General features: G+C 71.3%; 23 protein-coding genes and 7 tRNA genes. 19 read left to right on the top strand and 11 right to left on the bottom strand.

From position 1 onward, the window contains the following. Positions 1–15 precede the first annotated feature (15 nt). Positions 16–315, top strand: coding sequence for a TFIIB-type zinc ribbon-containing protein (locus IE118_RS25025; protein ID WP_189560285.1), 300 nt, complete (start codon positions 16–18; stop codon positions 313–315). Between the two features lie 47 nt (positions 316–362). Here the strand turns inward: IE118_RS25025 and IE118_RS25020 are convergent. The 5 genes from IE118_RS25020 to IE118_RS25000 form a co-directional block, all read right to left on the bottom strand. Beyond that, a tRNA-Val gene (locus IE118_RS25020) sits at positions 363–434 on the bottom strand. 43 nt (positions 435–477) lie between these two features. Then, positions 478–549, bottom strand: a tRNA-Val gene (locus tag IE118_RS25015). 19 nt (positions 550–568) lie between these two features. Beyond that, positions 569–640 (bottom strand) — tRNA-Val (locus IE118_RS25010). 1 nt (position 641) lies between these two features. Further along, positions 642–715, bottom strand: a tRNA-Cys gene (locus IE118_RS25005). A gap of 37 nt (positions 716–752) precedes the next feature. Continuing rightward, positions 753–825, bottom strand: a tRNA-Gly gene (locus IE118_RS25000). 177 nt (positions 826–1,002) lie between these two features. Between IE118_RS25000 and IE118_RS24995 the strand changes: the two genes are divergently transcribed. The 3 genes from IE118_RS24995 (at position 1,003) to IE118_RS24985 (ending at position 3,794) form a co-directional block, all read left to right on the top strand. Continuing rightward, positions 1,003–2,055: a chorismate-binding protein gene (locus IE118_RS24995; protein WP_189560284.1), complete on the top strand. Its 1,053-nt coding sequence runs from the start codon at positions 1,003–1,005 to the stop codon at positions 2,053–2,055. Then, on the top strand, positions 2,052–2,873 hold the full coding sequence (locus IE118_RS24990) for an aminotransferase class IV (RefSeq protein WP_189560283.1): 822 nt from the start codon (positions 2,052–2,054) through the stop codon (positions 2,871–2,873). Before IE118_RS24995 ends, IE118_RS24990 begins: the two co-directional genes overlap by 4 nt. A gap of 96 nt (positions 2,874–2,969) precedes the next feature. After that, the gene (locus IE118_RS24985) at positions 2,970–3,794 is read left to right on the top strand and encodes a GNAT family N-acetyltransferase (protein WP_189560282.1); all 825 of its coding nucleotides are present in this window, start codon (positions 2,970–2,972) and stop codon (positions 3,792–3,794) included. A gap of 24 nt (positions 3,795–3,818) precedes the next feature. Here IE118_RS24985 and IE118_RS24980 read toward each other — a convergent pair whose 3' ends face one another. After that, positions 3,819–4,337, bottom strand: a complete 519-nt coding sequence (locus IE118_RS24980) for a DsbA family protein (protein ID WP_189560281.1) — start codon at positions 4,335–4,337, stop codon at positions 3,819–3,821. Between the two features lie 195 nt (positions 4,338–4,532). Between IE118_RS24980 and IE118_RS24975 the strand changes: the two genes are divergently transcribed. Both IE118_RS24975 and IE118_RS24970 read left to right on the top strand, forming a co-directional pair. After that, positions 4,533–4,979: a hypothetical protein gene (locus IE118_RS24975; RefSeq protein WP_189560280.1), complete on the top strand. Its 447-nt coding sequence runs from the start codon at positions 4,533–4,535 to the stop codon at positions 4,977–4,979. Positions 4,980–5,110: 131 nt separating this feature from the next. After that, positions 5,111–5,284, top strand: coding sequence for a hypothetical protein (locus tag IE118_RS24970; RefSeq protein ID WP_156698612.1), 174 nt, complete (start codon positions 5,111–5,113; stop codon positions 5,282–5,284). Between the two features lie 69 nt (positions 5,285–5,353). Here IE118_RS24970 and IE118_RS24965 read toward each other — a convergent pair whose 3' ends face one another. Beyond that, the gene (locus IE118_RS24965) at positions 5,354–5,914 is read right to left on the bottom strand and encodes a CGNR zinc finger domain-containing protein (RefSeq protein ID WP_189560279.1); all 561 of its coding nucleotides are present in this window, start codon (positions 5,912–5,914) and stop codon (positions 5,354–5,356) included. A gap of 378 nt (positions 5,915–6,292) precedes the next feature. Next, the gene (locus IE118_RS24960) at positions 6,293–6,706 is read right to left on the bottom strand and encodes an SsgA family sporulation/cell division regulator (RefSeq protein WP_004002642.1); all 414 of its coding nucleotides are present in this window, start codon (positions 6,704–6,706) and stop codon (positions 6,293–6,295) included. A 191-nt stretch (positions 6,707–6,897) separates the two neighbouring features. Here IE118_RS24960 and IE118_RS24955 point away from each other — a divergent pair, with 191 nt between their 5' ends. From IE118_RS24955 to IE118_RS24915, 9 genes are all read left to right on the top strand, one after another. Continuing rightward, the gene (locus tag IE118_RS24955) at positions 6,898–7,356 is read left to right on the top strand and encodes a TIGR02611 family protein (protein ID WP_189560278.1); all 459 of its coding nucleotides are present in this window, start codon (positions 6,898–6,900) and stop codon (positions 7,354–7,356) included. A 79-nt stretch (positions 7,357–7,435) separates the two neighbouring features. Then, positions 7,436–7,507, top strand: a tRNA-Val gene (locus IE118_RS24950). 367 nt (positions 7,508–7,874) lie between these two features. Continuing rightward, positions 7,875–9,164 (top strand): ABC transporter substrate-binding protein, encoded by a 1,290-nt coding sequence (locus IE118_RS24945; protein ID WP_189560277.1) that lies wholly within the window; start codon positions 7,875–7,877, stop codon positions 9,162–9,164. Positions 9,165–9,178: 14 nt separating this feature from the next. Continuing rightward, positions 9,179–10,135 carry a carbohydrate ABC transporter permease gene (locus IE118_RS24940; protein ID WP_189560276.1) on the top strand — a complete coding sequence of 319 codons (957 nt, stop codon included), beginning with the start codon at positions 9,179–9,181 and terminating at the stop codon, positions 10,133–10,135. Next, positions 10,132–11,007: a carbohydrate ABC transporter permease gene (locus IE118_RS24935; RefSeq protein WP_189560275.1), complete on the top strand. Its 876-nt coding sequence runs from the start codon at positions 10,132–10,134 to the stop codon at positions 11,005–11,007. Before IE118_RS24940 ends, IE118_RS24935 begins: the two co-directional genes overlap by 4 nt. A 10-nt stretch (positions 11,008–11,017) precedes the next feature. Then, on the top strand, positions 11,018–11,617 hold the full coding sequence (locus IE118_RS24930) for a hypothetical protein (protein WP_189560274.1): 600 nt from the start codon (positions 11,018–11,020) through the stop codon (positions 11,615–11,617). A 95-nt stretch (positions 11,618–11,712) separates the two neighbouring features. After that, positions 11,713–14,451, top strand: coding sequence for an exo-rhamnogalacturonan lyase family protein (locus IE118_RS24925; RefSeq protein WP_189560273.1), 2,739 nt, complete (start codon positions 11,713–11,715; stop codon positions 14,449–14,451). A 36-nt stretch (positions 14,452–14,487) separates the two neighbouring features. Beyond that, entirely contained in the window at positions 14,488–14,937 is a 450-nt protein-coding gene (locus IE118_RS24920) for an SRPBCC family protein (RefSeq protein WP_189560272.1), read from the top strand. 39 nt (positions 14,938–14,976) lie between these two features. After that, positions 14,977–15,048 (top strand) — tRNA-Val (locus tag IE118_RS24915). A 58-nt stretch (positions 15,049–15,106) separates the two neighbouring features. Here IE118_RS24915 and IE118_RS24910 read toward each other — a convergent pair. After that, positions 15,107–15,832, bottom strand: coding sequence for a 3'-5' exonuclease (locus IE118_RS24910; protein ID WP_189560271.1), 726 nt, complete (start codon positions 15,830–15,832; stop codon positions 15,107–15,109). 167 nt (positions 15,833–15,999) lie between these two features. On the opposite strand from IE118_RS24910, the gene IE118_RS24905 reads away from it, so the two are divergent. The 4 genes from IE118_RS24905 to IE118_RS24890 all read left to right on the top strand — a co-directional run bounded on the left by IE118_RS24905 (position 16,000) and on the right by IE118_RS24890 (position 20,499). Then, positions 16,000–16,566 carry a DUF4365 domain-containing protein gene (locus tag IE118_RS24905; protein ID WP_189560270.1) on the top strand — a complete coding sequence of 189 codons (567 nt, stop codon included), beginning with the start codon at positions 16,000–16,002 and terminating at the stop codon, positions 16,564–16,566. Beyond that, positions 16,563–17,798 carry a hypothetical protein gene (locus IE118_RS24900; protein ID WP_189560269.1) on the top strand — a complete coding sequence of 412 codons (1,236 nt, stop codon included), beginning with the start codon at positions 16,563–16,565 and terminating at the stop codon, positions 17,796–17,798. Before IE118_RS24905 ends, IE118_RS24900 begins: the two co-directional genes overlap by 4 nt. Before the next feature lie 93 nt (positions 17,799–17,891). Continuing rightward, positions 17,892–19,868, top strand: a complete 1,977-nt coding sequence (thrS, locus tag IE118_RS24895; protein ID WP_189560268.1) for a threonine--tRNA ligase — start codon at positions 17,892–17,894, stop codon at positions 19,866–19,868. 82 nt (positions 19,869–19,950) lie between these two features. Beyond that, positions 19,951–20,499 (top strand): HIT family protein, encoded by a 549-nt coding sequence (locus IE118_RS24890; protein ID WP_189560267.1) that lies wholly within the window; start codon positions 19,951–19,953, stop codon positions 20,497–20,499. A 132-nt stretch (positions 20,500–20,631) separates the two neighbouring features. On the opposite strand, the gene IE118_RS24885 is transcribed toward IE118_RS24890, so the two are convergent. Then, entirely contained in the window at positions 20,632–22,287 is a 1,656-nt protein-coding gene (locus tag IE118_RS24885; RefSeq protein WP_189560266.1) for an AbeC-like domain-containing protein, read from the bottom strand. Between the two features lie 219 nt (positions 22,288–22,506). Then, positions 22,507–24,705, bottom strand: a complete 2,199-nt coding sequence (locus tag IE118_RS24880; RefSeq protein WP_189560265.1) for an elongation factor G-like protein EF-G2 — start codon at positions 24,703–24,705, stop codon at positions 22,507–22,509. Positions 24,706–24,841: the final 136 nt, after the last annotated feature.

Raw genomic sequence — 24,841 nt, 5'->3', positions numbered from 1 at the left:
GGAGTTGAACCGATCATGCAGTGTCCGAAGTGCCGTGCCCCGATGCACACCTACAACCGCAACGGTGTCCAGATCGAGCAGTGCAGCGGGTGCCGAGGCATCTTCCTCGACTACGGCGAGCTGGAGTCGCTGACCCGCCTGGAGTCCCAGTGGGCCCAGCCCGCGCCTCCCGCCCCGCCGGCCGCCCCGGCCGCCCCGGCCGCCCCGCAGGCGTACCCCGCGGCCCCACAGCCGCCCGCGTGGGGCGCGCCGCACGCCGGCCACTACGGCCACCGCCGCCACAAGAGCTTCGGCCACATGCTCTTCTCCAGCTGACATACGCCGAAGCCCCCGGTCGGGAACCGGGGGCTTCGGATGGTGTGTGGACGATACTGGGATTGAACCAGTGACCTCTTCCGTGTCAGGGAAGCGCTCTCCCGCTGAGCTAATCGTCCTCGGGACCACGACCACTCCGCGGAGCGGATCATGGGCACTGCGTGCGCGATACTGGGATTGAACCAGTGACCTCTTCCGTGTCAGGGAAGCGCTCTCCCGCTGAGCTAATCGCGCGGGGGATCCAGGGATCCAGTGGACGATACTGGGATTGAACCAGTGACCTCTTCCGTGTCAGGGAAGCGCTCTCCCGCTGAGCTAATCGTCCTTGGAGGTGGAGACGGGATTTGAACCCGTGTAGACGGCTTTGCAGGCCGTTGCCTCGCCTCTCGGCCACTCCACCAGGAGTGCAGGGGACCGGGATGTCCCCTCTTCCTTCGAGCGGACGACGAGGTTCGAACTCGCGACCTCAACCTTGGCAAGGTTGCGCTCTACCAACTGAGCTACGTCCGCCTGTCGGTTCGGTCGGCTTGCGCTTCCCGGCGACGAACTGAACTCTAGCGGATTCCGGGGCCAGCACAAAAACCCGTTTGTGCAGCGTGCTGCGCTGCGCCTGCTCGCGGACGTGGCCGGCGGCCCCCGACCGGCACGTCTACGGCACCGGAACCGGGCCCGCCATAGACTCGACACGTGCTGGACCTCCCACCTCTCGCCCGCTTCGGCGACCTCGTCGCCACCGGACTCGCCGACGTCACCGACGACCCCGCCGCCCTGGAGTCCGCCGGTTTCTGGGCCGTCGCCGCCGACTTCGAGGGCCGTCTGACCTGCGCCCGTTTCCGCGAGGTCCGCGAGCGGCCGGTTCCCGCGCCGGTGCCGGGCGCCTGGCGGGGACCGGCCGCCGGTGACTGGACGTCCTCCCTCGACCGCGCCGCGTACACGGCGGCCGTCCGCCGCGTCCGCGAGCACATAGCCGCCGGCGAGGTGTACCAGGCGAACCTCTGCCGCGTCCTGTCCGCGCCCGTGCCGTCCGAGGCGGACGTGGACGCCCTCACCGCCCTGCTGGCCCGGGGAAACCCCGCCCCCTACGCCGGAACGTTTCGGCTGCCGGAGCACGGGGTGGAGATCGCCACCGCGTCGCCCGAGCTCTTCCTGCGCCGCGAGGACCGGACCGTCGAGTCCGGACCGATCAAGGGCACCGGCAGGACCGAGGCCGACCTGCTGGAGAAGGACTACGCCGAGAACGTCATGATCGTCGACCTGGTCCGCAACGACCTCGGACAGGTCTGCGCCGCCGGCACGGTGACGGTGCCCGACCTGTGCGCCGTCGAGAAGCACCCGGGCCTGGTCCACCTGGTCTCGACGGTGCGCGGCGAACTGCGTGCCGGCGCCGGCTGGCCGGAACTCCTCCCGGCCGCGTTCCCGCCCGGCTCCGTCACCGGCGCGCCGAAGTCGAGCGCCCTGCGGATCATCGACGCGCTGGAGACCGCGCCCCGCGGCCCCTACTGCGGCGGCATCGGCTGGGTGGACGCCGACCGCGGCACCGGCGTGCTGGCGGTGGGCATCCGCACCTTCTGGATCGACCGGGAAGCGTCCGGCGCCGCCGTGCTGCGCTTCGGCACCGGCGCCGGCATCACCTGGGGCTCCGACCCCGAGGGGGAGTGGCGGGAGACCGAGCTGAAGGCCTCCCGGCTGCTCGCGGTAGCGTCGGGGACGTACGAGGTGAGTGAAGGGACCTGGACGTGAAGATCTGGCTCGACGGCGGGCTGCAGGACACGGAGTCCGCCCGCGTCTCCGTCTTCGACCACGGACTGACCGTGGGCGACGGCATCTTCGAGACCGTGAAGGCGGTGGACGGACGCCCGTTCGCGCTCACCCGGCACCTGGACCGGCTGACCCGGTCCGCCCGCGGACTCGGCCTGCCCGACCCCGACCTGGACGAGGTCCGCCGCGCCTGCGCCGCCGTCCTCGAGGCCAACCCCATGCCGCTCGGGCGCCTGCGGCTCACCTACACCGGCGGGTACGGCCCGCTCGGCTCCGACCGCGGCGACCGCGGCCCCACCCTCGTCGTCGCCCTCGGCGGGACCACCCGCCGCCCCGACTCCACCGCGGTCGTCACCGTCCCCTGGACCCGCAACGAGCGCGGCGCGCTCACCGGCCTGAAGACCACCTCGTACGCCGAGAACGTCGTCGCCCTCGCCCGCGCCCACGAACACGGCGCCTCGGAGGCCCTGTTCGGCAACACCGTCGGGCAGCTCTGCGAGGGCACCGGGTCGAACGTCTTCGTCGTGCTCGACGGCGAGCTCCACACCCCGCCGCTCGCCTCCGGCTGCCTCGCCGGCATCACGCGGGCCCTCGCCGTCGAGTGGACCGGCGCCAAGGAGACCGACCTGCCGCTGGACGTGCTGGAGCGGGCCGAGGAGGTCTTCCTGACCTCCACCCTGCGCGACGTGCAGGCCGTGCACCGTGTCGACGACCGTGAACTGCCCGGCGCGCCGGGCCCGGTGACCGCCAAGGCGATGCGGATCTTCGACGAGCGCTCCGGCGCCGACCTCGATCCGTGACGGCCGGGCACGTGCGCTGAACCGGGCTGCGGACGAAGGGGGCAGAGCACTGACCCGAGAGTGGTGGGCGAGGGGCAGGCGGGTAGAACTTCCGTGATGACCACCACCCTGCGGCCTTCCGAGCCGCTCCAGCGGAATCCCGACGGCACGCGTTCGCGCCGCTACCAGGTCTGTGTGAACAGCCGTCCCGTCGGGGCCGTCCACCTCGGCACGCACCCCGTCTTCGGCGACTCCGTGGCCCGGATCATGAGCCTGACCATCGAGGAACCGGACCGGCGGCGCGGCCGGGGCACGGTGGCGGCGCTGGCGGCGGAGGAAGTGGCCCGCGGCTGGGGCTGCCGGCGGATCGAAGCGACGGTCCCCGCCGGGTCCGCCACCGCCCTCGGGCTCGCCACCGCCCTCGGCTACGTCGTCCGCAACCGGAACATGGACAAACCCCTCGGCGACACCCCGCCCGCCCTGCCGGAGGGCAGCGTGGGCCGGCCCATGACCGAGGCGGAGTTCGGGCCGTGGACGGCCAGGGGCCAGGAGGAGTACGCGCGGAACTGGACCGAGCGCGGGGTGCCCGAGGCCGAGGCGCGGACCAAGGCGGCGAACGACAACGCCGCGCTGCTGCCCCGCGGCCGCACCACGGAGGGCATGCTCTTCAGCGTCCTGGAGCACCGGGGCACCCCCGTGGGCACCCTGTGGCTCGCGGTGAACGGGGAACAGGCCTACGTCTTCGACGTCCGGACGGAGCCCGCGCACCGCGGCCGGGGGCACGGCCGCACCCTCATGCTGCTCGCCGAGGCCCAGGCGGCCGCCGCCGGCCACAGGGTCCTCGCGCTCAACGTCTTCGCCGGCAACACACCGGCCGAGCGGCTCTACGACTCGCTCGGCTACGGCACGACCCGGTACTCCGTGTACAAGGCGCTGGTGTAGCGGCCGGCGCCCGGGCCGGCCCCGCTACCCGGCCAGCAGCCGGTCCACGATCTCCTCGACGCGCTCGCGCAGCCCCTCCTGGCTCTTCCCGCCGTCGAGGCGCTCACCGCCGACGACGTACGTCGGCGTGCCGGTCACCCCGATCGCCTTGCCCTCCGCCTGGTCGGCGTCGACGATCAGGATGTGCCGTCCGTCGATCAGCGCGGTGTCGAACTCCTCGGCGTCCAGGCCGAGTTCCCCGGCGACCTCGACGAGGAACGCCTCACCGCGGCGGTCCAGCTCCTCGACCCGCCCCAGCACGGCCTCGACGTACGCCCACCCCTGACCCTGCTCCAGCGCCTCCTCGGCGGCCTGGGCGGCGGCGAAGGAGTGCTTGTGCTTCTCCAGCGGGAAGTGCCGCAGGCGCAGCTCCAGCCGGTCGCCGTAACGGGCCCGCAGGGCACGGACGTCGTCGAGGGCGCTTCGGCAGTCGGGGCACTGCAGCTCGCACCAGACGTCGAGGACGGGGGCGGCGGCGGTACGGACGGGGGAGGAGTCGCTCATGGACCACAGTCTTCCAGCCCGGCCGCCGACCGCCCAAGCCGGACCGTCCCGCCCCGGCCGGCACCGGGACCTGGGGAGGAGCCGACCCGGAGATGTCCCTGATGTCGGGCGGGAACATGGCCCCGCGGGGCCCGGCAGGTGCAGGATGGAGGGGAACGCAGCACCGCCGCGACCGCACGCCGCCTGGAGGACCGGATGATTGCCGAGACCGTCTGTTCCGCCGTCTCCGCGGCGGGCCTGGGCATCGCGGTGGTCACGGCCTACCGCAAACGCTTCCTGGCCGCCGTCCGTATCGCCGCCTACTCGCTCGTGCCCGTCGCCCTGGTGATGACCGGCATCGTCGAATGGCTGGCCGACACCGCCTTCAGCCCGACGGCCTGGGCGGGCTTCGGACTGCTGGGCCTGTCCTGGGTGTTGTTCACGACCACGCGCATGGTGGAGCGCCGCCGGGGCGGCACCCGCAAGGAGCGCAAGGCCGCCAGGGCCGCCGGGTCCTCCGACGCGGTGGCGCCCGGCGCATCGGCGCCCGCCCTGGGGCAGGGCTCCCGCCCGGCGGCCAAGCAGGCGAAACAGGCGCCGGCGTCGCGAAGCGAGGACGACTTCAGCGACATCGAGGCCATCCTCAAGAAGCACGGCATCTGAAGCCCGCGGGACGGCGGAAACGTCACAGGACGCCCCGGAACGCCCGCAAGTGATCACATAAGGGAACGAAGATCGCGTATTCCGCGAGCTCCCACGCTTTCCGTGAGTGTTGATCGCGTCGGGAGCTTCCGATGCGTCATCATCGCGGCGAGATGCTGGACACGACACAGAGCGATGCCGCGCCGCAGCAGGACGAGCCGCGTGGATGCCTCTTCGCCCTTTCCCAGCCACCGCTGATGATCTTCCTTGCGGTGATCGGGTGTCTGCTGCTCACGGCTGCCCTGCACGACCTGCTGTGGCTGTGAGCCGTACCCGCGGTACCCGGCGTCACCCGTCGGGACCGCGTCGGCACGGCATCGGCCCGGGGCCGCCTCTCAGCGTGCCGCCTCCTTGCGGCGGGCCCGGTAGGCGGCGACGTGGAGGCGGTTGCCGCAGGTGCGGCTGTCGCAGTAGCGGCGTGAGCGGTTGCGGGAGAGGTCGACGAAGGCGTGCCGGCAGTCCGGGGCCTCGCAGCGCCTCAGCCGCTCCTGCTCCCCGGCGACCACGAAGAACGCCAGCGCCATCCCGCAGTCGGCGGCGAGATGGTCGGCCACGGAGGCGCCCGGCGCGAAGTAGTGCACGTGCCAGTCGTAGCCGTCATGGTCGGTGAGCCGGGGGGTGGTACCCGCGGCCGCGATCAGCTCGTTGATCAGACCGGCCGCACTGCGGGCGTCGGGCGCCGCGAAGACCGCCGCGAACCGGGAACGGAGCCTGCGCACCGCGGCGAGATCGGCCTCCCCGAGCACCCCGACCTCGCTGACCTCGTGTTCCCGCACGAAGGCCTCCAGGGCCGCGACGTCCGGCAGTCCGTCCGCACCCGCGTCGTCCTCCGGGGCGGAATTCACCAGATCCACCACGGTGTCGAGCGCGCACCGGGTGTCGTGGGTGATCAGCACGATTCGCTCCCTGGCCTGGGGACGGGCGGGCGCCCGCCGATGCTGGCCGATGGTAGTGGCTCCGGCGTGCGCCGTGCGTCCTGCCCTCCGCACATGGCTTCGAATCGACGCCGCACCCCCCACACCGAGGCCCGCCGGGCCCCGTCCCGCGCCTGGTGGAGCGCGCACGCACACCACCCGCGTCACCGCGTCGCACCACGCCTACGGAGCGCGCACGCACGCCGCCTGCGGAGCGCACACGCGCAACGGCGCCGACCCGCGGAGAACCGCGGCGCCGGCGCCGTTGAGTGCGAGCCGCGTGCGGCTGTCCGCAGGCGGCTGTCCGGGCCCGAGCCGTCACCCCGAGTCGACGGCGCCGGGCGGCTTGGTGAGCCTCGCCTAGCTTTCCGCCAGGATGTGCGAGAGCTCCTGGTCGAGGTCGAAGTGCCGGTGTTCCGTACCGGGCGGCACGGCGGCGTCTGTGCGCTTCAGGAAGGACTCCAGGGCCCGGGCCGGGGCCTCGAGCAGGGCTTCCCCCTCCGGTGAGCTGAGGGCGATGCACACGACGCCCTGGCCGTGACTGCGCGACGGCCAGACACGGACGTCGCCGGTGCCCGTGGGGCGGTGAAGTCCCTCGGCGAGGAGGTCGCGGGCGAACACCCACTCGACGGTTTCCTCGGCTCCGGTGTGGAAGGTGGCGTGCACGGCGTAGGGGTCGGCCGTGTCGTACCGCAGGCCTGCGGGGACAGGCAGGGAGGACTCGCTCGACACAACGAGGCGCAGGTGCAGCTCGCAGCTGACCGTGGTGTTCATAAGCGCCAGGGCCTTTCGCTCAGTGTGCGCTCGGGGATTCGCACGTCGGCGAAATCGACATGCCACCTACGGTGCCGTTGTAAACCCCTCTGCGTGTTTTGCGTGCGTTTACGTAACTCTTCCGGCCGTAAGATCGTTCGCCTCGTGCACCCATTCCGGTGATGTGTTTCGCTCGGGTAGTGTTTGGCCGTATGAACACGGGGAGTAGCAGTTCCGTCGAGGCCACGGCGGCGGCTCACGGGGTGACGGTGGACGAGAGCGAGAGCCGGGACGAGCGGGCACTCGGGTCCAGGGCGCCGGAATTCGTCAAGGCACGCCGCGCGCTGCACCTCAGCTGGCAGGTCGGCGTCTTCGTCGTCGGCCTCGCGGTCGTGGCGGCCGGTGCCGCGATGCTCGTGCTGCCGGGCCCGGGGTGGGTCGTGATCTTCGGCGGCATGGCCATCTGGGCGACCGAGTTCGCCTGGGCCCAGCTGGTGCTGCGCTGGACCAAGCGCAAGGTCACCGAGGCGGCCCAGCGTGCCCTCGACCCCAAGGTGCGGCGTCGCAACATCATCCTGACCTCGGTCGGGCTGGTGATCGTGGCCGCGGTGACCGGCTTCTATCTGTGGAAGTTCGGTCTCGTGATGCCCTGGAAGATCGAGAACCAGTGACCCGCGGCGGGGGTCGGGCCGACCGGCCCCCGCTGGTCAGGGGCACCCCCTGACATGGGGTAATGTTCTTCCTGCGTCCGGGCGATTAGCTCAGTGGGAGAGCGCTTCGTTCACACCGAAGAGGTCACTGGTTCGAACCCAGTATCGCCCACCGGATCATCGGACGGCCCGGCTCACGAACCGTGAGCCGGGCCGCCGTGTTTCGGGGGCCGGACCGTCACCCCGCTCCCGCCCGGTCGTTCCGCTTCCGGTCGCCTTCACCCAACCGTGACCTCGCCGCGTGTCCGCCCCGGCCGGCTCCCCGGTGTTCGGTCCGTCGGCCGCGCGGCGCCGACCTGGGCGTCTCCCGCCCCGCCGGGCCCTTCGGGCGGAGCCGCCCCCGTCCTCGCGCGGCGCGGGGCGGTCATGAATTCCTGTCCGCATCATTGACGTGCTCGTAGGCCCTCCGTAGCTTGTGCCAGCAAGCGCTTACTTGAAACGATTCATGAGGCGGACGCGAACGTCGCGGGGAGGCTCACATGCAGCAGGGTGGGAATGTGGAGAGGCGCACGATCCTCAAAGCGGCGGGCGCCTCGCTGGCCGTCGCGGGGCTCGGTGCGACGGCCACCGCCTGCGGTGGTGGCAGCGGATCGGGCGACGGAACGGTGACGATCCGTTACGCCTGGTGGGGCGGGGAGCCGCGCACCATCGCCATCAGGAAGACGATCGCGCTCTTCGAGAAGAAGTTCCCGAAGATCAAGGTCAAGCCGGAATTCACCGACTACGAAGCCTTCTGGGAGAAGTTCCAGACCCAGGCCTCCGGCGGGAATCCTCCGGACGTTTTCCAGAATGCCGTCGGATTCCTGCGCAAGTACGACAAGCGCGGTGTCCTGCTGGATCTCAAGACGCAGGCGGACGCCGGGCATCTGAGCCTGGAGAACTTCCGCAACGGCGTCCTGGCGAACGGTCAGGTCGACGGCAAGCAGATCGCCGTCCCCGTCGGCGCCAACACGATGGCGCTCGTCATCGACCTCAACGCCTTCGAAAAGGCCGGGGTGGACGCGACGTTCGGCTGGACCTGGGACGAGTACTTCGACGCGCTGCAGACCATCCAGGACAAGCTGAAGATCGCCGGAGACACGGGCTACTTCAGCATCATGTACCTGTACGACCTCTACCTCCGCCAGAACGGCAAGGCCTTCTTCACGGACACCGATCTCGGTTTCACCGAGGACGACCTGACCGAGTGGTGGGAGGACGGCTTCAAGCGGGTGAAGTCCGGACTCGTCGCCGACCCGAAAAAGGTCGAGCAGGTCAAGCCCAAGTCCGCGCTCTCGGCGGGCCTCGCGGCGTCCGAGTTCACCTGGGACAACTTCTCCATCCGCTACGAGGGCGAGGGCGAATCGGACTACGGTCTCGCGCCGATCCCCACCACGGACGGCAAGAACACCGGCCAGTACCTCGGGTCGCTGATGCTGAGCGGCTTCTCCGGCACCAAGCACCCCGAAGAGGTCGCCCAGTTCATCGACTTCATGGTCCACGACCCCGAGGTCGGCGAGATCATGGGCTACGACCGCGGCCTCCTCGCCACCACCGAGCAGTACGAGGCGTTCGAGCCCACCGACCCCAGCAACAAAGGCGTCGCGGCCTACGAGGAAGAGGTCGCCGCGGCCGGCGTCCTCGGGAAGATCACCCCGCACCCGTCGGGCGCCGACGTCATCGAGGCGGCCTTCCTGCGCATCGGGGGCGAGGTCGCCCAGGGCAGGACCAGGCCGGCCGACGCCGCCAAGGCCCTGTTCAGCGAGGCCAAGGCCGCGTTCGCCGGCTGAGGGGACGTACCACGATGACGCTCGTCAAGGATGCGCCCGTGCGCCCGGCCGGTGAGCGGCCCTTCCCGCCCGCGGCCGCGCGGCACGGCCGGCGCCGCGAGAATCTCGCCGGCTACCTCTTCATGTCGCCCTGGATCGCCGGGTTCCTGCTGCTCACGGCGGGGCCGATGATCGCGTCGCTCTACTACGCGTTCACCAGCTACAACCTGTTCACGCCGCCCCGGTGGACCGGGCTGGACAACTTCACGACGATGTTCCAGGACCCGCGCTGGCAGAAGTCGGTGGAGGTCACCCTCGAGTACGTCGTCGTCGCGACCCCCCTGAAGCTGCTGCTGGCGCTCGGCGTCGCCCTGCTCCTCGCGCAGCGGCGGCGCGGACAGGGCCTGTACCGGGCCGCGTTCTACCTGCCCTCACTCATCGGCGCCAGTGTCTCCGTCGGCTTCGTATGGCGGGCGCTGTTCTCCGACGACGCGGTCGTGGACCGCACCCAGAAGGTCCTCGGCTTCGACGCCGGCGGCTGGATCGGCAACCCGGACTACGTCATCTACGCCCTGGTGGCCCTGAGCATCTGGCAGTTCGGCGCCCCCATGGTCATCTTCCTGGCCGGCCTCAAGCAGGTCCCGCGGGAGCTGTACGAGGCCGCCGAGGTGGACGGGGCCGGCCCGCTGCGCCGGTTCTGGAACATCACCCTGCCCATGATCTCCCCGGTGCTGTTCTTCAACGTGCTGCTGGAGTCCATCCACGCGTTCCAGGTGTTCGGCTCCGCCTACGTCGTCTCCGACACCCGGTGCGGGCCCGCCGACGCCACGCTCGTCTACACCTGCTACCTGTACCAGAAGGGCTTCAAGGAGGCACAGATGGGCTTCGCCTCCGCGATGGCGTGGACGCTGGTGATCGCGGTGGCGCTGGTCACGGCGGTCCTGTTCTGGTCGCAGAAGAAGTGGGTGCACTACGAGGAGGCCGCGAAGTGACCAGTGCCACCCGCCCCGCCCTGCCCGCCGCGAGCGAGCGGCGGCGCTCCGGGTCCATCGCCTGGCACGTGGGCGCGCTCGCCGTCCTCGCGGTCGTCCTCTACCCCGTGATCTGGGTGGTCGGTGCCTCCTTCAAACCGAGCAAGGACATCATCGCCGGCCTCGACCTGCTGCCGGCCGAGCCGGTATGGGAGAACTTCTCCGGCCTCGCCGACGGCATCTCCGGCATCTCCATCAGCAGCTTCTTCTGGAACTCCCTGGTGTACGCGGTCCTCGCCGTGGCCGGTGTCGTCCTGTCCAGCTCGCTCACCGCCTACGCCTTCGCCAAGATCCGCTTCGCGGGGCGGAACCTGCTCTTCACGCTGATGATCGGCACGCTGCTGCTGCCGTACCACGTCCTGCTCATCCCGCAGTACGTGCTCTTCCGCAACCTCGAGCTCACCGACACCCTGGTGCCGCTCGTCGCGGGCAAGTTCCTGGCCACGGAGGCCTTCTTCGTCTTCCTGATGGTGCAGTTCATGCGCGGACTGCCCAGGGAACTGGACGAGGCGGCCAGGCTCGACGGCTGCGGGCACCTGCGCACCTACTGGTCGATCGTGCTGCCGCTGAGCCGGCCCGCGATCATCACCAGCGCGATCTTCACCTTCATCAACGCCTGGAACGACTTCATGGGGCCGCTGATCTACCTCAACACCCCCGAGAAGTACACCGTCTCGCTCGGCCTGATGATGTTCCGCGACCAGGAGGGCATCTCCGACTACGGCAGCATGATCGCGATGTCGCTGGTGGCGCTGGTGCCGGTCATCGCCTTCTTCATGGCCTTCCAGCGCTACCTGATCGACGGCATGGCGACCTCCGGACTGAAGGGCTGAGGCCGCCGTCATGGCGCAAGCACGCGTGAAGGCACGCACCTCGCGCAGGGAGTCCGTGTCCGGGGAGCGCTTCGCGGTCTTCGCCGAGTGCCTGCTGACCGGCGTCTGGATCGCCGTGGCCTGTCTCGGGGTCGTCAGCTATCCCGCGGCCTTCGCCGCCGGCGCCCGGCACCTGCGGCGCCGTACCACCCATCAGGGCGGTGGCCTCGGGGAGTTCGCCCGGGACTTCCGTACGGCGCTGCGCGGCGGGTGGGTCGTCGGGCTCGCCGGGTGGGCCGTGGCGGGCGCGGTGTGGGTGGACGTCCTCGCCGTACGGGCCGGACTTCCGGGTGGTCCGGTCGTCGGTGCCGTCGGCGTCGTCGCGCTGATCGGGGCCGCCGTGGCCCTGCTGCGGGCGGCCGCCGTCTGGGCGCCCGGCACCGCCTGGCGGACCGCGCTCGCGGACGCCGGGCGGCGCACCGTGCTCGACCCCGCCGGGTCCTTCCTGGTCGTGTGCGGCCTGGCCGTCGTGGCCCTGTCCGCGGTATTCGTCCCGCCGCTGGCGGTTCCCGTCCTGGGAGCCGTCGCGGCGGCGGCCGTCGCCGTGGAGGAGCGGTACCGGCACCGCTGACCGGCCGCCCCCTCCCACTGGGGCCGGCGCCCCCGCACGGCTTGCCTGTCATGCCCTTGACATCACCTTGCACCTCGGAACGGAAAGGAAAGGCCATGTCCCCCATCCCCCGCAGGACCCTGCTCAAGGCGGCCGCCGTCGCCGGAGCCGCCGCCCAGGCCGGCTGGGCCCCGGGAGCGCGGAGCGCCGCCGCCGCGCCCCGCGCGGAAGCCGCCGACTCCGACCCGGTCACCCTCGACTGGCTGGAGGAGGGCGGCCTCGGCGCGGCCCCCGGCTCCACCGTCGGCGTGCCCTGGCCCCGAGGCGTCCACCGGGAGGACCAGACCTTCGGGCTGACCGACGCCGACGGGACGTCCGTCCCCGTCCAGTCCTGGCCGATCGCCTACTGGCCCGACGGATCCCTCAAGTGGACGGCGCACGCCGTCGGTTCCGGCTCCGGACAGCTCACCCTGACCCCCGGGGCGCCCGCCGCGCCGCCCGGCACGAAGGTCACCGTCGACCGGCGCGGCGGCACCGTCGACATCTCGACCGGTGTCATCAGCGCCCGGATCCGCACGTCCGGCGCCACCCTCGTCCAGTCGGTCCGCCGCGGCTCCACCGAGATCGCCCGCGACGGCCGCCTCGTCCTCCTGCGCCAGCCCGAGTACGAGGACGGCGACCGGACCACGGTCAGGACCGAACGCTTCGACGGCACCGTCTCCGCGGTCACGGTCGAGCAGGAGGGCCCCGTCCGCGCGGTCGTCCGCATCGACGGGAAGCACCGCAAGGGCCGCCGTGACCTGCTGCCCTTCTCGGTCCGCCTCTACTTCTACGCGGGCGCCGACTCCTTCCGCATGGTGCACACCGTCACCTACGACGGGAAGCAGGAACCGGGCAGGGCGAGCGGTGACTTCGTCCGCGGCCTCGGCGTCCGCTTCACCGTGCCCTTGCGCGACGCCTCCTACGACCGCCACATCCGCCTCGGCGGCGAGGGCACCGGTCTGCTGCGCGAGGCGGTCAAGGGCATCACCGGACTGCGCCGCGACCCGGGCGCGGCCGTCCAGGCGGCCCAGTTCGCCGGCGAGAGACTGCCCGACCCCGCCACCTGGGACCAGCGGGTCACCACCCGCCTCCAGTACATCCCCGCATGGGGCGACTACACCCTCTCCCAGCTCTCCGCCGACGGCTTCACCCTGCGCAAGCGCACCAGGAAGGGCCACGGCTGGATCGGCGCCGGAGGCGGCCGGCGCGCCTCCGGCTTCGGCTACGTCGGCGGCGCCGGCGGCGGCCTCTCCTTCGGCCTGCGCGACTTCTGGGAGAAGTACCCCGCCCAGCTGGACGTCCGCGACGCCCACACCGACGCGGCCGAGGTCACCCTCTGGCTCTGGTCGCCCGAGGCACAGCCCATGGACCTGCGCTTCTACCACGACGGCCTGGGCCAGGACACCTTCCCCGAACAGCTGGAAGGCCTCAACATCACCTACGAGGACTACGAATCCGGATTCGGCACCCCCTACGGCATCGCCCGAACCTCCGAACTCCTCTTCTGGGCCAACGCGTCCACCCCGGCCGCCGAGACGCTCGCCGAACAGGTCAGAGCCGTACGCGTCCTCCCGCAGCTCGCCGCCCCGCCGCGGCAGCTCCTCCGCGCCGGCGTCTTCGGCAAGGGCCTGTACGCCGAACCCGACCGCTCCACACCGGCCAAGGCCAGGATCGAGGACCACCTCGACTTCCTCTTCACCTACTACAAGGACCAGGTGGAGCAGCGCCGCTGGTACGGCTTCTGGGACTACGGCGACATCATGCACACCTACGACACCGTCCGGCACCAGTGGCGCTACGACGTCGGCGGCTACGCCTGGGACAACTCCGAACTCTCACCCGACCTGTGGCTCTGGTACGCCTACCTGCGCTCCGGCCGCGCCGACATCTTCCGCTTCGCCGAGGCCATGACCCGCCACACCGGCGAGGTCGACGTCTACCACCTCGGCGAGTGGGCCGGGCTCGGCACCCGGCACGGGGTCCAGCACTACGCCGACAGCGCCAAACAGCAGCGCATCGCCAACACCACCTACCGCCGCTACTACTACTTCCTCACCGCCGACGAACGCGTCGGCGACCTCATGCACGCGTGCGTCGACTCCGACGAGACCTTCCTCGCCCTCGACCCCCTGCGCAAGATCCGCACCGAGCCCTACACACCCGACCGCAACGCCCTGTCCATCGGCTTCGGCACCGACTGGAGCGGACTGGTCTCCGCCTGGCTCACCGAGTGGGAGCGCAAGGGCCCCAAGTGGGAGAAGGCCAGGGACCGCGTGCTCTCCACCATGGAGACCATCGCCGCCCAGCCCAACGGCTTCGTCCAGGGCAGCGGCCTGTACGACCTCGACACCGGCAGGTTCGCCGTCGCCGGCACCCCGAAGGTCGAGGTCTCCCACCTCTCGGCCGTCTTCGGCCTGAACGAACTGTGCGCCGAACTCATCGACCTCGTCGACATGCCCGACTTCGCCGAGGCCTACTACGACTACTGCCGCTACTTCAACGCGAGCAAGAGCGAACAGGCGGCGCGCTACGGCGCCGACTTCGGCAACCTCATCCTCTTCCAGGGCCACTCCCGCCTCGACGCCTACGCCGCCGTACGGACCGGCGACGAGAAGCTCGCCCAGCGGGCCTGGCGGAAGTTCTACGACTCCGACGGGTACAGGGAATCGGCACCCTGGAAGACCGAGAGGGTGAGCGGCCCGGCCGCCCTGGTCGCGGGAGCGGAGGCCACCTGGGTCTCCACCAACGACACCGCCCTCTACGGCCTCGCCGCCATCGAGAACCTGGCACTGCTCGGAGACCGGATGCCGTAGCCGCACATCCCGGGCGCGGGCGGGCACACTCCGTACATGGACTGGAACCATTACCGCTTCCGCACTCTGTGGACCCTGTCCGCGCCCGCCGCGACGGTGTACGGCGCACTGGAGCGGATCGAGGACTACCCCCTGTGGTGGCCCCAGGTGCGCGAGTTCACCCGGCTCGACGACACCAGCGGGATCGTCACCATCCGCTCCCTCCTGCCCTACGACCTGACCTCCACCGTGCGCGAGGGCCGGCGCGACCGGGAGACCGGCGTCCTGGAGGCGGGCCTGTCCGGCGACATCGACGGCTGGGCCCGCTGGACGGTCACCAGCCTGGGAGACCACGGCTGCCTCGCCCACTACGAGCAGGAGGTCGACGTCCGCAAGCGGCTGCTGCGCCTGCTCGCCGTGCCCGCCCGGCCCGTCTTCCGCCTCAACCACGCGGCGATGATGCGGGCCGGCCGGCGGGGACTGGCCGCGCACCTGCAAGCGGTTTGAAGGAAGGCCGCCCGGACCTGTATGGTTCAGTGCGTTCCCGGGCGATTAGCTCAGTGGGAGAGCGCTTCGTTCACACCGAAGAGGTCACTGGTTCGAACCCAGTATCGCCCACCGGGAAAAGCCGGTCCGTCCCCGACGGACCGGCTTTTTTGCGCCCCGCGGCACTCCCTCACGCCGCCGCCGGAAGATCCGGGCGCAGGGGCCAGGCCGGGTCGACGACCTCCTCCGTACCGGTGCGCGCGAACCACGACTGCAGGCCCCGCGCCTGCGCCGCGTGCCACAGCGCCTGCAGGGTGTGCAGCTCACCGGGGGACAGTCGCTCGAGACGGGACGCGAAACGACGCCCCACCGCCCGGGCGACCTCCAGCGCGGCGACCGCGTCCGCCGCCGCCTCGTGCGCCCCCTCCAGCGGCACCTCGTAGTACGCGCACAGGTCGGTCAGGGTGCGGCGCCCCTTGCGGTAGCGGTCCAGGTGCTTGTCGAGCACCCACGGATCCAGCACCAGCAGCGGTGACCGCTCGAACCACCGGCCCAGCGACGACGCCCGGTGCCGGCGCAACTCCCGGTCCAGCAGCGTCAGATCGAACGGCGCGTTCATCACCACCACCGGCCGGCCCACCCGCGCCTGTTCCGCCAGCGCCTGGGCCACCTCGTACATCACCGGCGCCGGCCAGCGCCCGTTGCGCTGGAGGTGCTCGTCGGTCAGCCCGTGCACCCGTGTCGCCGCGGCCGGCACCGGCACCCCCGGATTCACCAGCCAGCGCGTCACCCGGGGCCGGCTGCCCGGTGCGTCCTGGACGACGAGGGCGGCCGACACGATGCGGTCGGTCTCGACGTCCACACCCGTCGTCTCCGTGTCGAAAGCGGCCAACGGCCCTTCGTACCAGCTCCCCATACCCAACAACCCCTCGTCCACCATCGGCAGTTGACACGGAGTCCACTGCCCGAAGCGGTGATACCCGGGCTGTTTGCGCCGTACGCCGGAAGGAGACAACAGGAGTACGGGTCTTCGCAGTTCAGTGACCCGCACGGGGAAAACACTGTTCTGGAAGGCTGTTGGCCATGGCCATCGCGCAGCCCGAACGGGGCGGGCTGCTGCCCGAGCGCACGCCGGCCTCTCGCGGCACCCTCGCCACCACCGCCTGCATGGAGACCCTGCAGGTCGGCTATCTGCACGCCGTCGCCGCCGCGGCGGGCTGTTCGCTCTCCCAGCCCTTCCCGGACAACGGCATCGACTGGCACGTCAGCCACAGCGCCGCCGGTCACACCGTCGACGACGAGGTCACCATCAAGGTGCAGCTGAAAGCTACCTACCAGGTGGCACCCGGCCCGCCCGGCCGGTTCTTCTCCTTCACGCTCGACAACGCCCACCTCGCCAAACTCGCCCGCACCCCGGTCGCCGTGCACAAGATCCTCGTCGTGATGATCGTGCCGCGCTCCCGGGACGACTGGCTGCGCGCCGGCCACGACCGCCTCGACCTGCGGCACTGCTGCTACTGGACCAACCTCGCGGGGCACCCGGTCACCGGCCGGCACCGCACCACCGTGCGCGTCCCCACCTCACGCATCTTCGACGACCGGGCGCTGTGCGAGATCATGACGCGGGTCGGGACCGGAGGGACACCGTGACGCACCTCCCGACCGGGGAACCCCCGCGGTCCGCCCGCCCCCACCCCGCCGGCACCCCCTTCGGCGGCCGCCCGCCCCAGGCCGCCGACACCGACCCCGCCGTGCTGACCGCCCTGCTCCAGCGGCACGGCTGGCAGCGCCGCGGCGGCGTCACCGGACACTACGGACGGTGGATCCCGCCCGGACCGGGCACCGGCACCAGTCTCCTCGTGCCGGAGAGCCGCGCCTTCCCCGACAGCGAGGACCTGCTCGGCGAGGCCCTGCAGGCCCTCGCCCGCGGCGGCACCCCCCGCGCCCGCGAGATCCTGCTGGCCCTGGCCGTGCCCAGCGACGAGATCCACTGGTGGCGCGACATACCTGCCGGTCCCGGCGGTGCCACCGCGTGGACCGCGGAGGAGCACCTGCGTTCCGCCGCCCGCCGCATCCTGCTCGCCGCCGCCCTCGCCACCCGCGCCCGCACCGGATTCCACGGCGCCCGGCACCGGCGCCCGGCGGCCGCCGCGCTGGACACCGTCCTGGTCGGGCCCGCGCCGGGCGGACGCCGGCTCACCGCCTTCGCGCCTGTCACCACCGGCCGCTCCCTCGCCGTGTGCCTCCACCACGCCCTGTACGCCGTCCGCGAGGCCATCGACTACCGCCGCGCCACCGGCGGCATGGACGCCTTCGACACCGCCGTCGCGGCGGGCGCCAGCCACGAGCTCACCGAGGCCCTCGTCGCCCTGGTCCGCGGCACCGAGGGCGCCCGGGTCGGCGTCGCCTGGGCTCCCGCGGCCGGAGTGCCCGGCGGCTGCGCCGCCGCACCGGAACCCGTCGAGTTCTCACCCGGTGACCTGCCCGTCCTGCGCGAGGCCGGCCCGCGCTACCGGCGGGCGGAGCCGCCCGTCACCGTACGGATCACCGGCACCGTGGTACGGATGCACCGGCCGGGACCCCGCGGCGAGGGTGTGATCCGGCTGCGGGTGCTCGCCGGAGCCGAGATCGGCCAGGTCCGTGCCGTGCTCGGCGAGGAGGACTACCGCGTCGCCGGACACGCCCACCTCGTCGGACTGCCGGTCCGTGTGCGGGGCCGGCTGGAGAGCCGGGGCGGCTTCCGGCGGCTCACCGGCGCCACGGACCTGGCGCCGGTCCAGGTCGACGACGCCGAGCGGGACCGCCTGCTCAAGGCGCTCCGGGCGAACGCCGGGACCGTGGCCCCCTTCGGCGAGGTTTGCGGCCCCGACGACGGACCGTGATTTCGCGGAGCACCCGCCCGGGTCGGTACGATCGCACCCATGCGTGCGCTCCGGTATGGCGCCGCGACCACAGCCTTCAGTCAGGAGAGACCGGTGTCAGACGTCCGTGTGATCATCCAGCGCGATTCCGAGCGGGAAGAACGCGTGGTGACGACGGGCACCACGGCCGCCGAGCTCTTCGCCGGTGAGCGCACGGTCGTCGCCGCACGCGTGGCCGGTGAGCTCAAGGACCTCGCCTACGAGGTGGGGGACGGCGAGACCGTCGAGGCGGTCGAGATCTCCTCCGAGGACGGCCTGAACATCCTGCGCCACTCCACCGCGCACGTCATGGCCCAGGCCGTGCAGGAGCTGTTCCCCGAGGCCAAGCTGGGCATCGGCCCGCCGGTCCGGGACGGCTTCTACTACGACTTCGACGTGGACAAGCCGTTCACGCCCGAGGATCTCAAGGCCGTCGAGAAGAAGATGCAGGAGATCCAGAAGCGCGGCCAGCGCTTCTCCCGCCGCGTGGTGACCGACGAGGCCGCCCGCGAGGAACTCGCCGGCGAGCCGTACAAGCTGGAGCTGATCGGTCTCAAGGGCTCCGCCTCGCACGACGACGGCGCGGACGTCGAGGTCGGCGCCGGCGAGCTGACGATCTACGACAACCTGGACGCCAAGACCGGCGAGCTGTGCTGGAAGGACCTCTGCCGCGGTCCCCACCTGCCCACCACCCGGAACATCCCGGCGTTCAAGCTGATGCGCAACGCGGCCGCCTACTGGCGCGGCAGCGAGAAGAACCCCATGCTCCAGCGCATCTACGGCACCGCCTGGCCGTCCAAGGACGAGCTGAAGGCGCACCTGGAGTTCCTCGCCGAGGCCGAGAAGCGCGACCACCGCAAGCTGGGCAGCGAACTGGACCTGTTCTCCATCCCGGAGCAGATCGGTTCCGGCCTCGCCGTCTTCCACCCGAAGGGCGGCATCGTCCGCCGGGTCATGGAGGACTACTCGCGCCGCCGCCACGAGGAGGAGGGCTACGAGTTCGTCTACACCCCGCACGCGACGAAGGGGAAGCTCTTCGAGACCTCGGGCCACCTGGACTGGTACGCCGACGGCATGTACCCGCCCATGCAGCTCGACGAGGGCGTGGACTACTACCTCAAGCCCATGAACTGCCCGATGCACAACCTGATCTTCGACGCGCGCGGCCGGTCCTACCGCGAACTGCCGCTGCGCCTCTTCGAGTTCGGGACGGTGTACCGGTACGAGAAGTCGGGCGTCGTGCACGGCCTGACCCGCGCCCGCGGCTTCACCCAGGACGACGCGCACATCTACTGCACCCGTGAGCAGATGTCGGAGGAGCTCGACAAGACGCTCACCTTCGTCCTGAACCTGCTGCGCGACTACGGTCTGACCGACTTCTACCTGGAGCTCTCCACCAAGGACCCGGAGAAGTTCGTCGGCTCCGACGAGGCGTGGGAAGAGGCCACCGAGACGCTGCGCCAGGTCGCCGAGAAGCAGGGCCTGCCCCTGGTCCCGGACCCGGGTGGCGCCGCGTTCTACGGTCCGAAGATCTCCGTCCAGGCCAAGGACGCCATCGGCCGCACCTGGCAGATGTCGACCATCCAGCTCGACTTCAACCTGCCGGAGCGCTTCGACCTGGAGTACACGGCCGCGGACGGCTCCAAGACCCGCCCGGTCATGATCCACCGCGCGCTGTTCGGCTCGATCGAGCGGTTCTTCGCGGTACTGCTCGAGCACTACGCGGGCGCCTTCCCGGCCTGGCTGGCCCCGGTGCAGGCGGTCGGTATCCCGATCGGCGACGCGCACGTCGAGTACCTGGAGAAGTTCGCGGACGCGGCCCGCAAGCAGGGCCTCCGCGTCGAGGTCGACTCCTCCTCGGACCGCATGCAGAAGAAGATCCGCAACGCCCAGAAGCAGAAGGTGCCCTTCATGGTCATCGCGGGCGACGAGGACATGACCAACGGTGCGGTGTCGTTCCGCTACCGCGACGGCTCGCAGGAGAACGGCATCCCGGTGGACGAGGCCATCGCGAAGATCGCCAAGGTCGTCGGGGAGCGGACGCAGGTCTGACCACGGAAACGACCGAACGGCCCCCGGGAGCGATCCCGGGGGCCTTTTCCGCGGTCCCCGGCTCACGCCATATGCTGCACACATGACGAGTGAGCCGGAGCAGCAGTCGGGAGTGGGCACGCAGGACGCGTTCCAGCGTCTGTGGACGCCTCACCGGATGGCGTACATCCAGGGCGAGAACAAGCCGACCGGCCCGGGCGCCGACGACGGCTGCCCCTTCTGCTCGATCCCGGCCAAGTCCGACGAGGACGGACTGGTCCTGCGGCGCGGTGAACTGGTGTACGCGGTGCTCAACCTGTACCCGTACACGGGCGGTCACCTGATGACGGTGCCCTACCGGCACGTCGCCGACTACACGGAGCTCACGCCCGAGGAGACCGCGGAGCTCGCCGCCCTCACCAAGCAGGCGATGACCGCGCTGCGGACGGCGTCCGGTGCGCACGGGTTCAACATCGGCATGAACCAGGGCACGGTCGCGGGCGCCGGTATCGCCGCCCACCTGCACCAGCACGTCGTCCCGCGCTGGGGCGGCGACACCAACTTCATGCCGGTGGTCGGACACACGAAGGTACTCCCGCAGCTCCTCGGAGACACGAGGAAGATGCTCGCGGAGGCCTGGCCGACGGACTGACGACGATGCCCGCGCGGGCCGGCACCGACCGGCCCGCCCGGCGTTCCGGGGCGAGGCCGTCCAGGCCGCCGGGGGTCCGGGAGCGAGCCGCCGGCGACCACGACGCCCTGTCCCCGCCCCACCGCCGGAGGCCTACGCGTCGTACACGTCCGCCTTCCTCGGCGAGGCGTCCTGCACCGCCGTGCTGAGGAACGACGACCGCGAACCGAACTTCTCCGTGTCCACCCCGTTCTCCTCCAGCACCTTGATCGCCGCCGAGTGCACCACCCGCAGCACCGGCGCCGCCGCACGCAACGCGTCGTCCGCCATGAAGCGGTGCCGCCACGGCTTGTCCGCCCACGCGTGCCGCAGACCGAACGGCTCCGGCAGACTGAGCTTTCCGCCCAGCCAGTACAGCAGCGGCGGGTACCAGGTCAGCGGCGCCCGGGCCGCCAGGCGTACCACCTCGTCCGCGTCGACCAGCGGGAGCTTCACCTTCCGGGTCTCCCAGAACCTGATCGACTTCTGGACCTCCTTCTCCTTGGCCGCGGGCGCGCTGGTGAACAGGGAGTGCACCGGGCCCAGCGCGTGGCCGGTCACCTCGATGCGCAGCGTCTCGTGGAGCACCGTCACGGTGATCAGCATGGTGATCACCAGCTGGCCGTCCCACAGCGTCCACTGCACGCCCAGGTAGTGCCGGTCACCGGCGCCGAACTGCTGCTTGTTGCAGATGTCCTGTATGGCGTGCGACTTGATCTGGTACGCCTCGACGTCCGTGCCCTCCGGACGGGACACCGCCGTGGCGTTCTCCCCGATCGGCGTGACGATCCAGTGCCGTACCGACGGCTTGGGGAAGCCCCCGGTGTGCAGCGGGCCGCGTTCCAGCATCCGCAGCCGGTCGTGGATGGCCCTGACGACGTCCCAGCTGCGGAACGGGTTGATCTCCCGGCCGGCGTCGGCCGGCACCAGCTCCTCGGCGAGCTGCCAGCTGCCCCAGCGCGTACCCATGCCGAGTATGCCCTTGGGACCGGCGTAGAACACGGAGTTGGACTGCTGCTCGGCGCTGAGCCGGGCCAGGGACTGGCGCAGCTGCTCGGCCGCCGTCTCGCCGGGGCTGGAGGGGACCGCCTCGGGCACCTTGGCGCCGACGCTGCCACCGGAGAGCAGACTGCTCCACCGCTCGCGCAGATCCCTCGCCGTGCGCTCGCAGATCCGCTTGGCCCAGAACCAGCCCACCACCGGGGCGATCACCGATGCGCGCGCGTACCAGCCCCAGAACCCGTCGAACGGCATGCGCAGCAGGAAGAGCACGGCGAGCGCGGCCACCCCGACCAGCAGGACGGTGGCGAGCGCGCCGGCCCGCTTGTCCTCGCGCCGGGTCATCGTCGTACGGATCTGGAAGACCAGCAGCCATACGATCAGACCGGGCAGGAAGAGCAGCCCGCACAGGACCATCACGGCGCTCAGCCAGTTGTCCCGCTCACGGCGGATGCGGTGCGCCGCCAGCGCGTGCTCGACCACGACCTGCGGCTGGGTGCCGAAGGACTGGATGAGCGGCGCGCGGCCGGATCCCAGCATGCGGTCGATGACCGCCCGGGAGAACGCCTCACCCAGATTGGGCCGGAACAGCTTGATGCGGGGCCTGCCGACCTCCGACTTGTGCCACTCGTTGTTGGCCTTGAGGATCTCGTCGGCCTCGTTGTCCCGGTAGGCCGCCGAGGCCAGCGCGAACGTCGGCGTCTGTCCTTCGTCGCCGGTGCGCGGCACCTGCGGACCGAAGAAATCCGCGTAGCCGCTCTCCACGGTCATTCCCGCCCCCGATCGCCGCGACTGTCGTCTTGCGGCCTTCCCGACTTCCTTGCTCCGCACACCTGTTGATCAGGTCTTCAGCGTATCCGCAGCCGCGGACATCCGTGGCCGGACCGCGGGAGCTGCCCACCGGCACGGAGTGAAGCACTCCCGGCCCGTCGCGGCACGGACGGCGTACGCGGGCGCCCACCGGCTCGTCCGGCGAGCGCCCGGCGCGGACTACGAGGCCGTGCGCGCCTCCTCCGTGACCCGCTCCGCGACCTGCGGCGGCATGGGCTCGTGCCGCGCGTACCGGCGGCTGAAGCGGGCGGTGCCGTGGGAGAGGGAGCGCAGGTCGACGGAGTAGCGGTCGATCTCGATCTCCGGGACCTCGGCCCTGATCAGGGTGCGCCCCCCGGCGGACTGCTCGGTGCCCAGCACCCTGCCGCGCCGGCCGGAGAGGTCGCTCATCACGGGGCCGACGTACTCGTCGCCCACCAGGACGCTCACCTCGGCCACCGGCTCCAGCAGGTGGATCCTCGTCCCGGAGGCGGCCTCGCGCAGCGCCAGCGCGCCCGCCGTCTGGAACGCGGCGTCGGAGGAGTCCACCGAGTGCGCCTTGCCGTCCAGCAGCGTCACCCGCACGTCGATGAGCGGGTGACCCGCCGCGACACCCTTGACGGCCTGCGCCCGGACGCCCTTCTCGACCGAGGGGATGAACTGCCGGGGGACGGCGCCGCCGACCACCTTGTCCACGAACTCGATGCCCGAGCCGTTCGGCAGCGGCTCCACCTCGATCTCGCAGATGGCGAACTGCCCGTGCCCGCCCGACTGCTTGACGTGCCGGCCGCGCCCGGCCGCCTTGCCGCCGAAGGTCTCCCTGAGCGACACCCGGTGCGGTACGACGTCGACCTGGACGCCGTAGCGGCTGCGCAGCCGCTCCAGGGCCACGTCGGCGTGCGCCTCGCCCAGACACCACAGCACCACCTGGTGGGTGTCCTGGTTCTGCTCCAGCCGCATCGTCGGATCCTCGGCGACCAGCCGCGCCAGGCCCTGGGACAACTTGTCCTCGTCCGGCTTGCTGTGCGCCTCGATGGCGAGCGGCAGCAGCGGATCGGGCATCTCCCAGGGCTCCACGAGCAGCGGGTCGTCCTTGGCGGACAGCGTGTCGCCGGTCTCCGCGCGGCTCAGCTTCGCCACGCACGCGAGGTCCCCGGCGATGACGTGCGACACGGGCCGCTGCTGCTTCCCGAACGGGGTGGACAGGTTGCCGATCCGCTCGTCCACGTCGTGGTCCTCGTGACCCCGGTCGCCCAGCCCGTGCCCGGAGACGTGGACGGTCTGGTCGGCGCGCAGCGTGCCGGAGAAGACACGGATCAGGGAGATCCGTCCGACGTAGGGGTCGGACGACGTCTTCACCACCTCGGCGACCAGCGGGGCGTCCGGGTCGCACGGCTTCAGCTCGCGGGGCCTGCCGTCGACCGTGGTCACCGTCGGCGTACCGTGCTCCAGGGGGGTCGGGAAGCCGCCGGTGATCAACTCCAGCAGCTCGACCGTGCCGAGCCCCTGGCGGGCGCCCTCGGCGGCGGGGGCGGCGGCCAGCACGGGGAAGAACACCCCCCGTGCGACGGCCCGCTCCAGGTCCTCGATCAGCGTCCCGACGTCGACCTCCTCACCGCCGAGGTAGCGGTCCATGAGGGTCTCGTCCTCGCTCTCGGAGATGATCCCCTCGATGAGCCGGCCGCGGGCCTCCTCGATGAGGGGCAGCTGCTCCTCGCCGGGCTCGGACTCCTTGCGCTCGCCGCCGGAGTAGTCGAACAGCTTCCGGGTGAGCAGGCCGATCAGACCGTGCACGGGCGCGTGCCCGTCGGGCCCCTCCGGTCCGTGCAGCGGCAGGTACAGCGGCAGCACGGCGTCGGGGTCGTCCCCGCCGAACGCCTCCGCGCAGACGCGGGTCATCTCGTCGAAGTCCGCCCGGGCGGCCTCCAGGTGCGTGACGACGATGGCGCGCGGCATGCCGACCGCCGCGCACTCGTCCCACACCATGCGGGTCGAGCCGTCCACGCCGTCCGAGGCGGAGACGACGAAGAGGGCCGCGTCCGCCGCTCGCAGACCGGCCCTGAGGTCCCCGACGAAGTCGGCGTACCCGGGGGTGTCCAGCAGGTTGACCTTGATGCCGTCCCATTCGACCGGCACCAGCGAGAGCTGTACCGAGCGCTGCTGGCGGTGCTCGATGTCGTCGTAGTCGGAGACGGCGGTGCCGTCCTCCACACGGCCCGCCCGGTTCACCGCCCCCGCGGCCAGCGCGAGGGCCTCCACCAGTGTCGTCTTGCCCGATCCGGAGTGGCCGACCAGCACCACATTCCGTATGGACGTGGGGTGGTCGGCCGCTCGCGCCCTGCCGGCGGCCCCGGGGTGTGCATGCGCCTTGTCGCCCATGATCCTGCCTCCCGTGCACGGTGAGGTCACTGTGGGCGCGGACCCGCGGAATCCGCGTGCGGTGCGGCTCCGGCGACGCCCGCGGTCATTCGAGCTTTCCACTCCCGCCACGGTGCGTCCATACGAACGACGCGAT

Source organism: Streptomyces pilosus (genome assembly GCF_014649835.1).
GTDB classification, from domain to species: Bacteria; Actinomycetota; Actinomycetes; order Streptomycetales; family Streptomycetaceae; genus Streptomyces; species Streptomyces pilosus.
This window is presented reverse-complemented; position numbering and strand designations above follow the sequence as displayed.

Excerpts from the sequence above, each read along its gene's own strand:
- IE118_RS25025 (WP_189560285.1), top strand. The coding sequence starts at position 16 with ATGCAGTGTCCGAAGTGCCGTGCCCCGATGCACACCTACAACCGCAAC.
- IE118_RS24985 (WP_189560282.1), top strand. The coding sequence starts at position 2,970 with ATGACCACCACCCTGCGGCCTTCCGAGCCGCTCCAGCGGAATCCCGAC.
- IE118_RS24980 (WP_189560281.1), bottom strand. The coding sequence starts at position 4,337 with ATGAGCGACTCCTCCCCCGTCCGTACCGCCGCCGCCCCCGTCCTCGAC.
- IE118_RS24975 (WP_189560280.1), top strand. The coding sequence starts at position 4,533 with ATGATTGCCGAGACCGTCTGTTCCGCCGTCTCCGCGGCGGGCCTGGGC.
- IE118_RS24970 (WP_156698612.1), top strand. The coding sequence starts at position 5,111 with ATGCGTCATCATCGCGGCGAGATGCTGGACACGACACAGAGCGATGCC.
- IE118_RS24960 (WP_004002642.1), bottom strand. The coding sequence starts at position 6,706 with ATGAACACCACGGTCAGCTGCGAGCTGCACCTGCGCCTCGTTGTGTCG.
- IE118_RS24955 (WP_189560278.1), top strand. The coding sequence starts at position 6,898 with ATGAACACGGGGAGTAGCAGTTCCGTCGAGGCCACGGCGGCGGCTCAC.
- IE118_RS24945 (WP_189560277.1), top strand. The coding sequence starts at position 7,875 with ATGCAGCAGGGTGGGAATGTGGAGAGGCGCACGATCCTCAAAGCGGCG.
- IE118_RS24940 (WP_189560276.1), top strand. The coding sequence starts at position 9,179 with ATGACGCTCGTCAAGGATGCGCCCGTGCGCCCGGCCGGTGAGCGGCCC.
- IE118_RS24930 (WP_189560274.1), top strand. The coding sequence starts at position 11,018 with ATGGCGCAAGCACGCGTGAAGGCACGCACCTCGCGCAGGGAGTCCGTG.
- IE118_RS24925 (WP_189560273.1), top strand. The coding sequence starts at position 11,713 with ATGTCCCCCATCCCCCGCAGGACCCTGCTCAAGGCGGCCGCCGTCGCC.
- IE118_RS24920 (WP_189560272.1), top strand. The coding sequence starts at position 14,488 with ATGGACTGGAACCATTACCGCTTCCGCACTCTGTGGACCCTGTCCGCG.
- IE118_RS24910 (WP_189560271.1), bottom strand. The coding sequence starts at position 15,832 with ATGGGGAGCTGGTACGAAGGGCCGTTGGCCGCTTTCGACACGGAGACG.
- IE118_RS24905 (WP_189560270.1), top strand. The coding sequence starts at position 16,000 with ATGGCCATCGCGCAGCCCGAACGGGGCGGGCTGCTGCCCGAGCGCACG.
- IE118_RS24890 (WP_189560267.1), top strand. The coding sequence starts at position 19,951 with ATGACGAGTGAGCCGGAGCAGCAGTCGGGAGTGGGCACGCAGGACGCG.
- IE118_RS24885 (WP_189560266.1), bottom strand. The coding sequence starts at position 22,287 with ATGACCGTGGAGAGCGGCTACGCGGATTTCTTCGGTCCGCAGGTGCCG.
- IE118_RS24880 (WP_189560265.1), bottom strand. The coding sequence starts at position 24,705 with ATGGGCGACAAGGCGCATGCACACCCCGGGGCCGCCGGCAGGGCGCGA.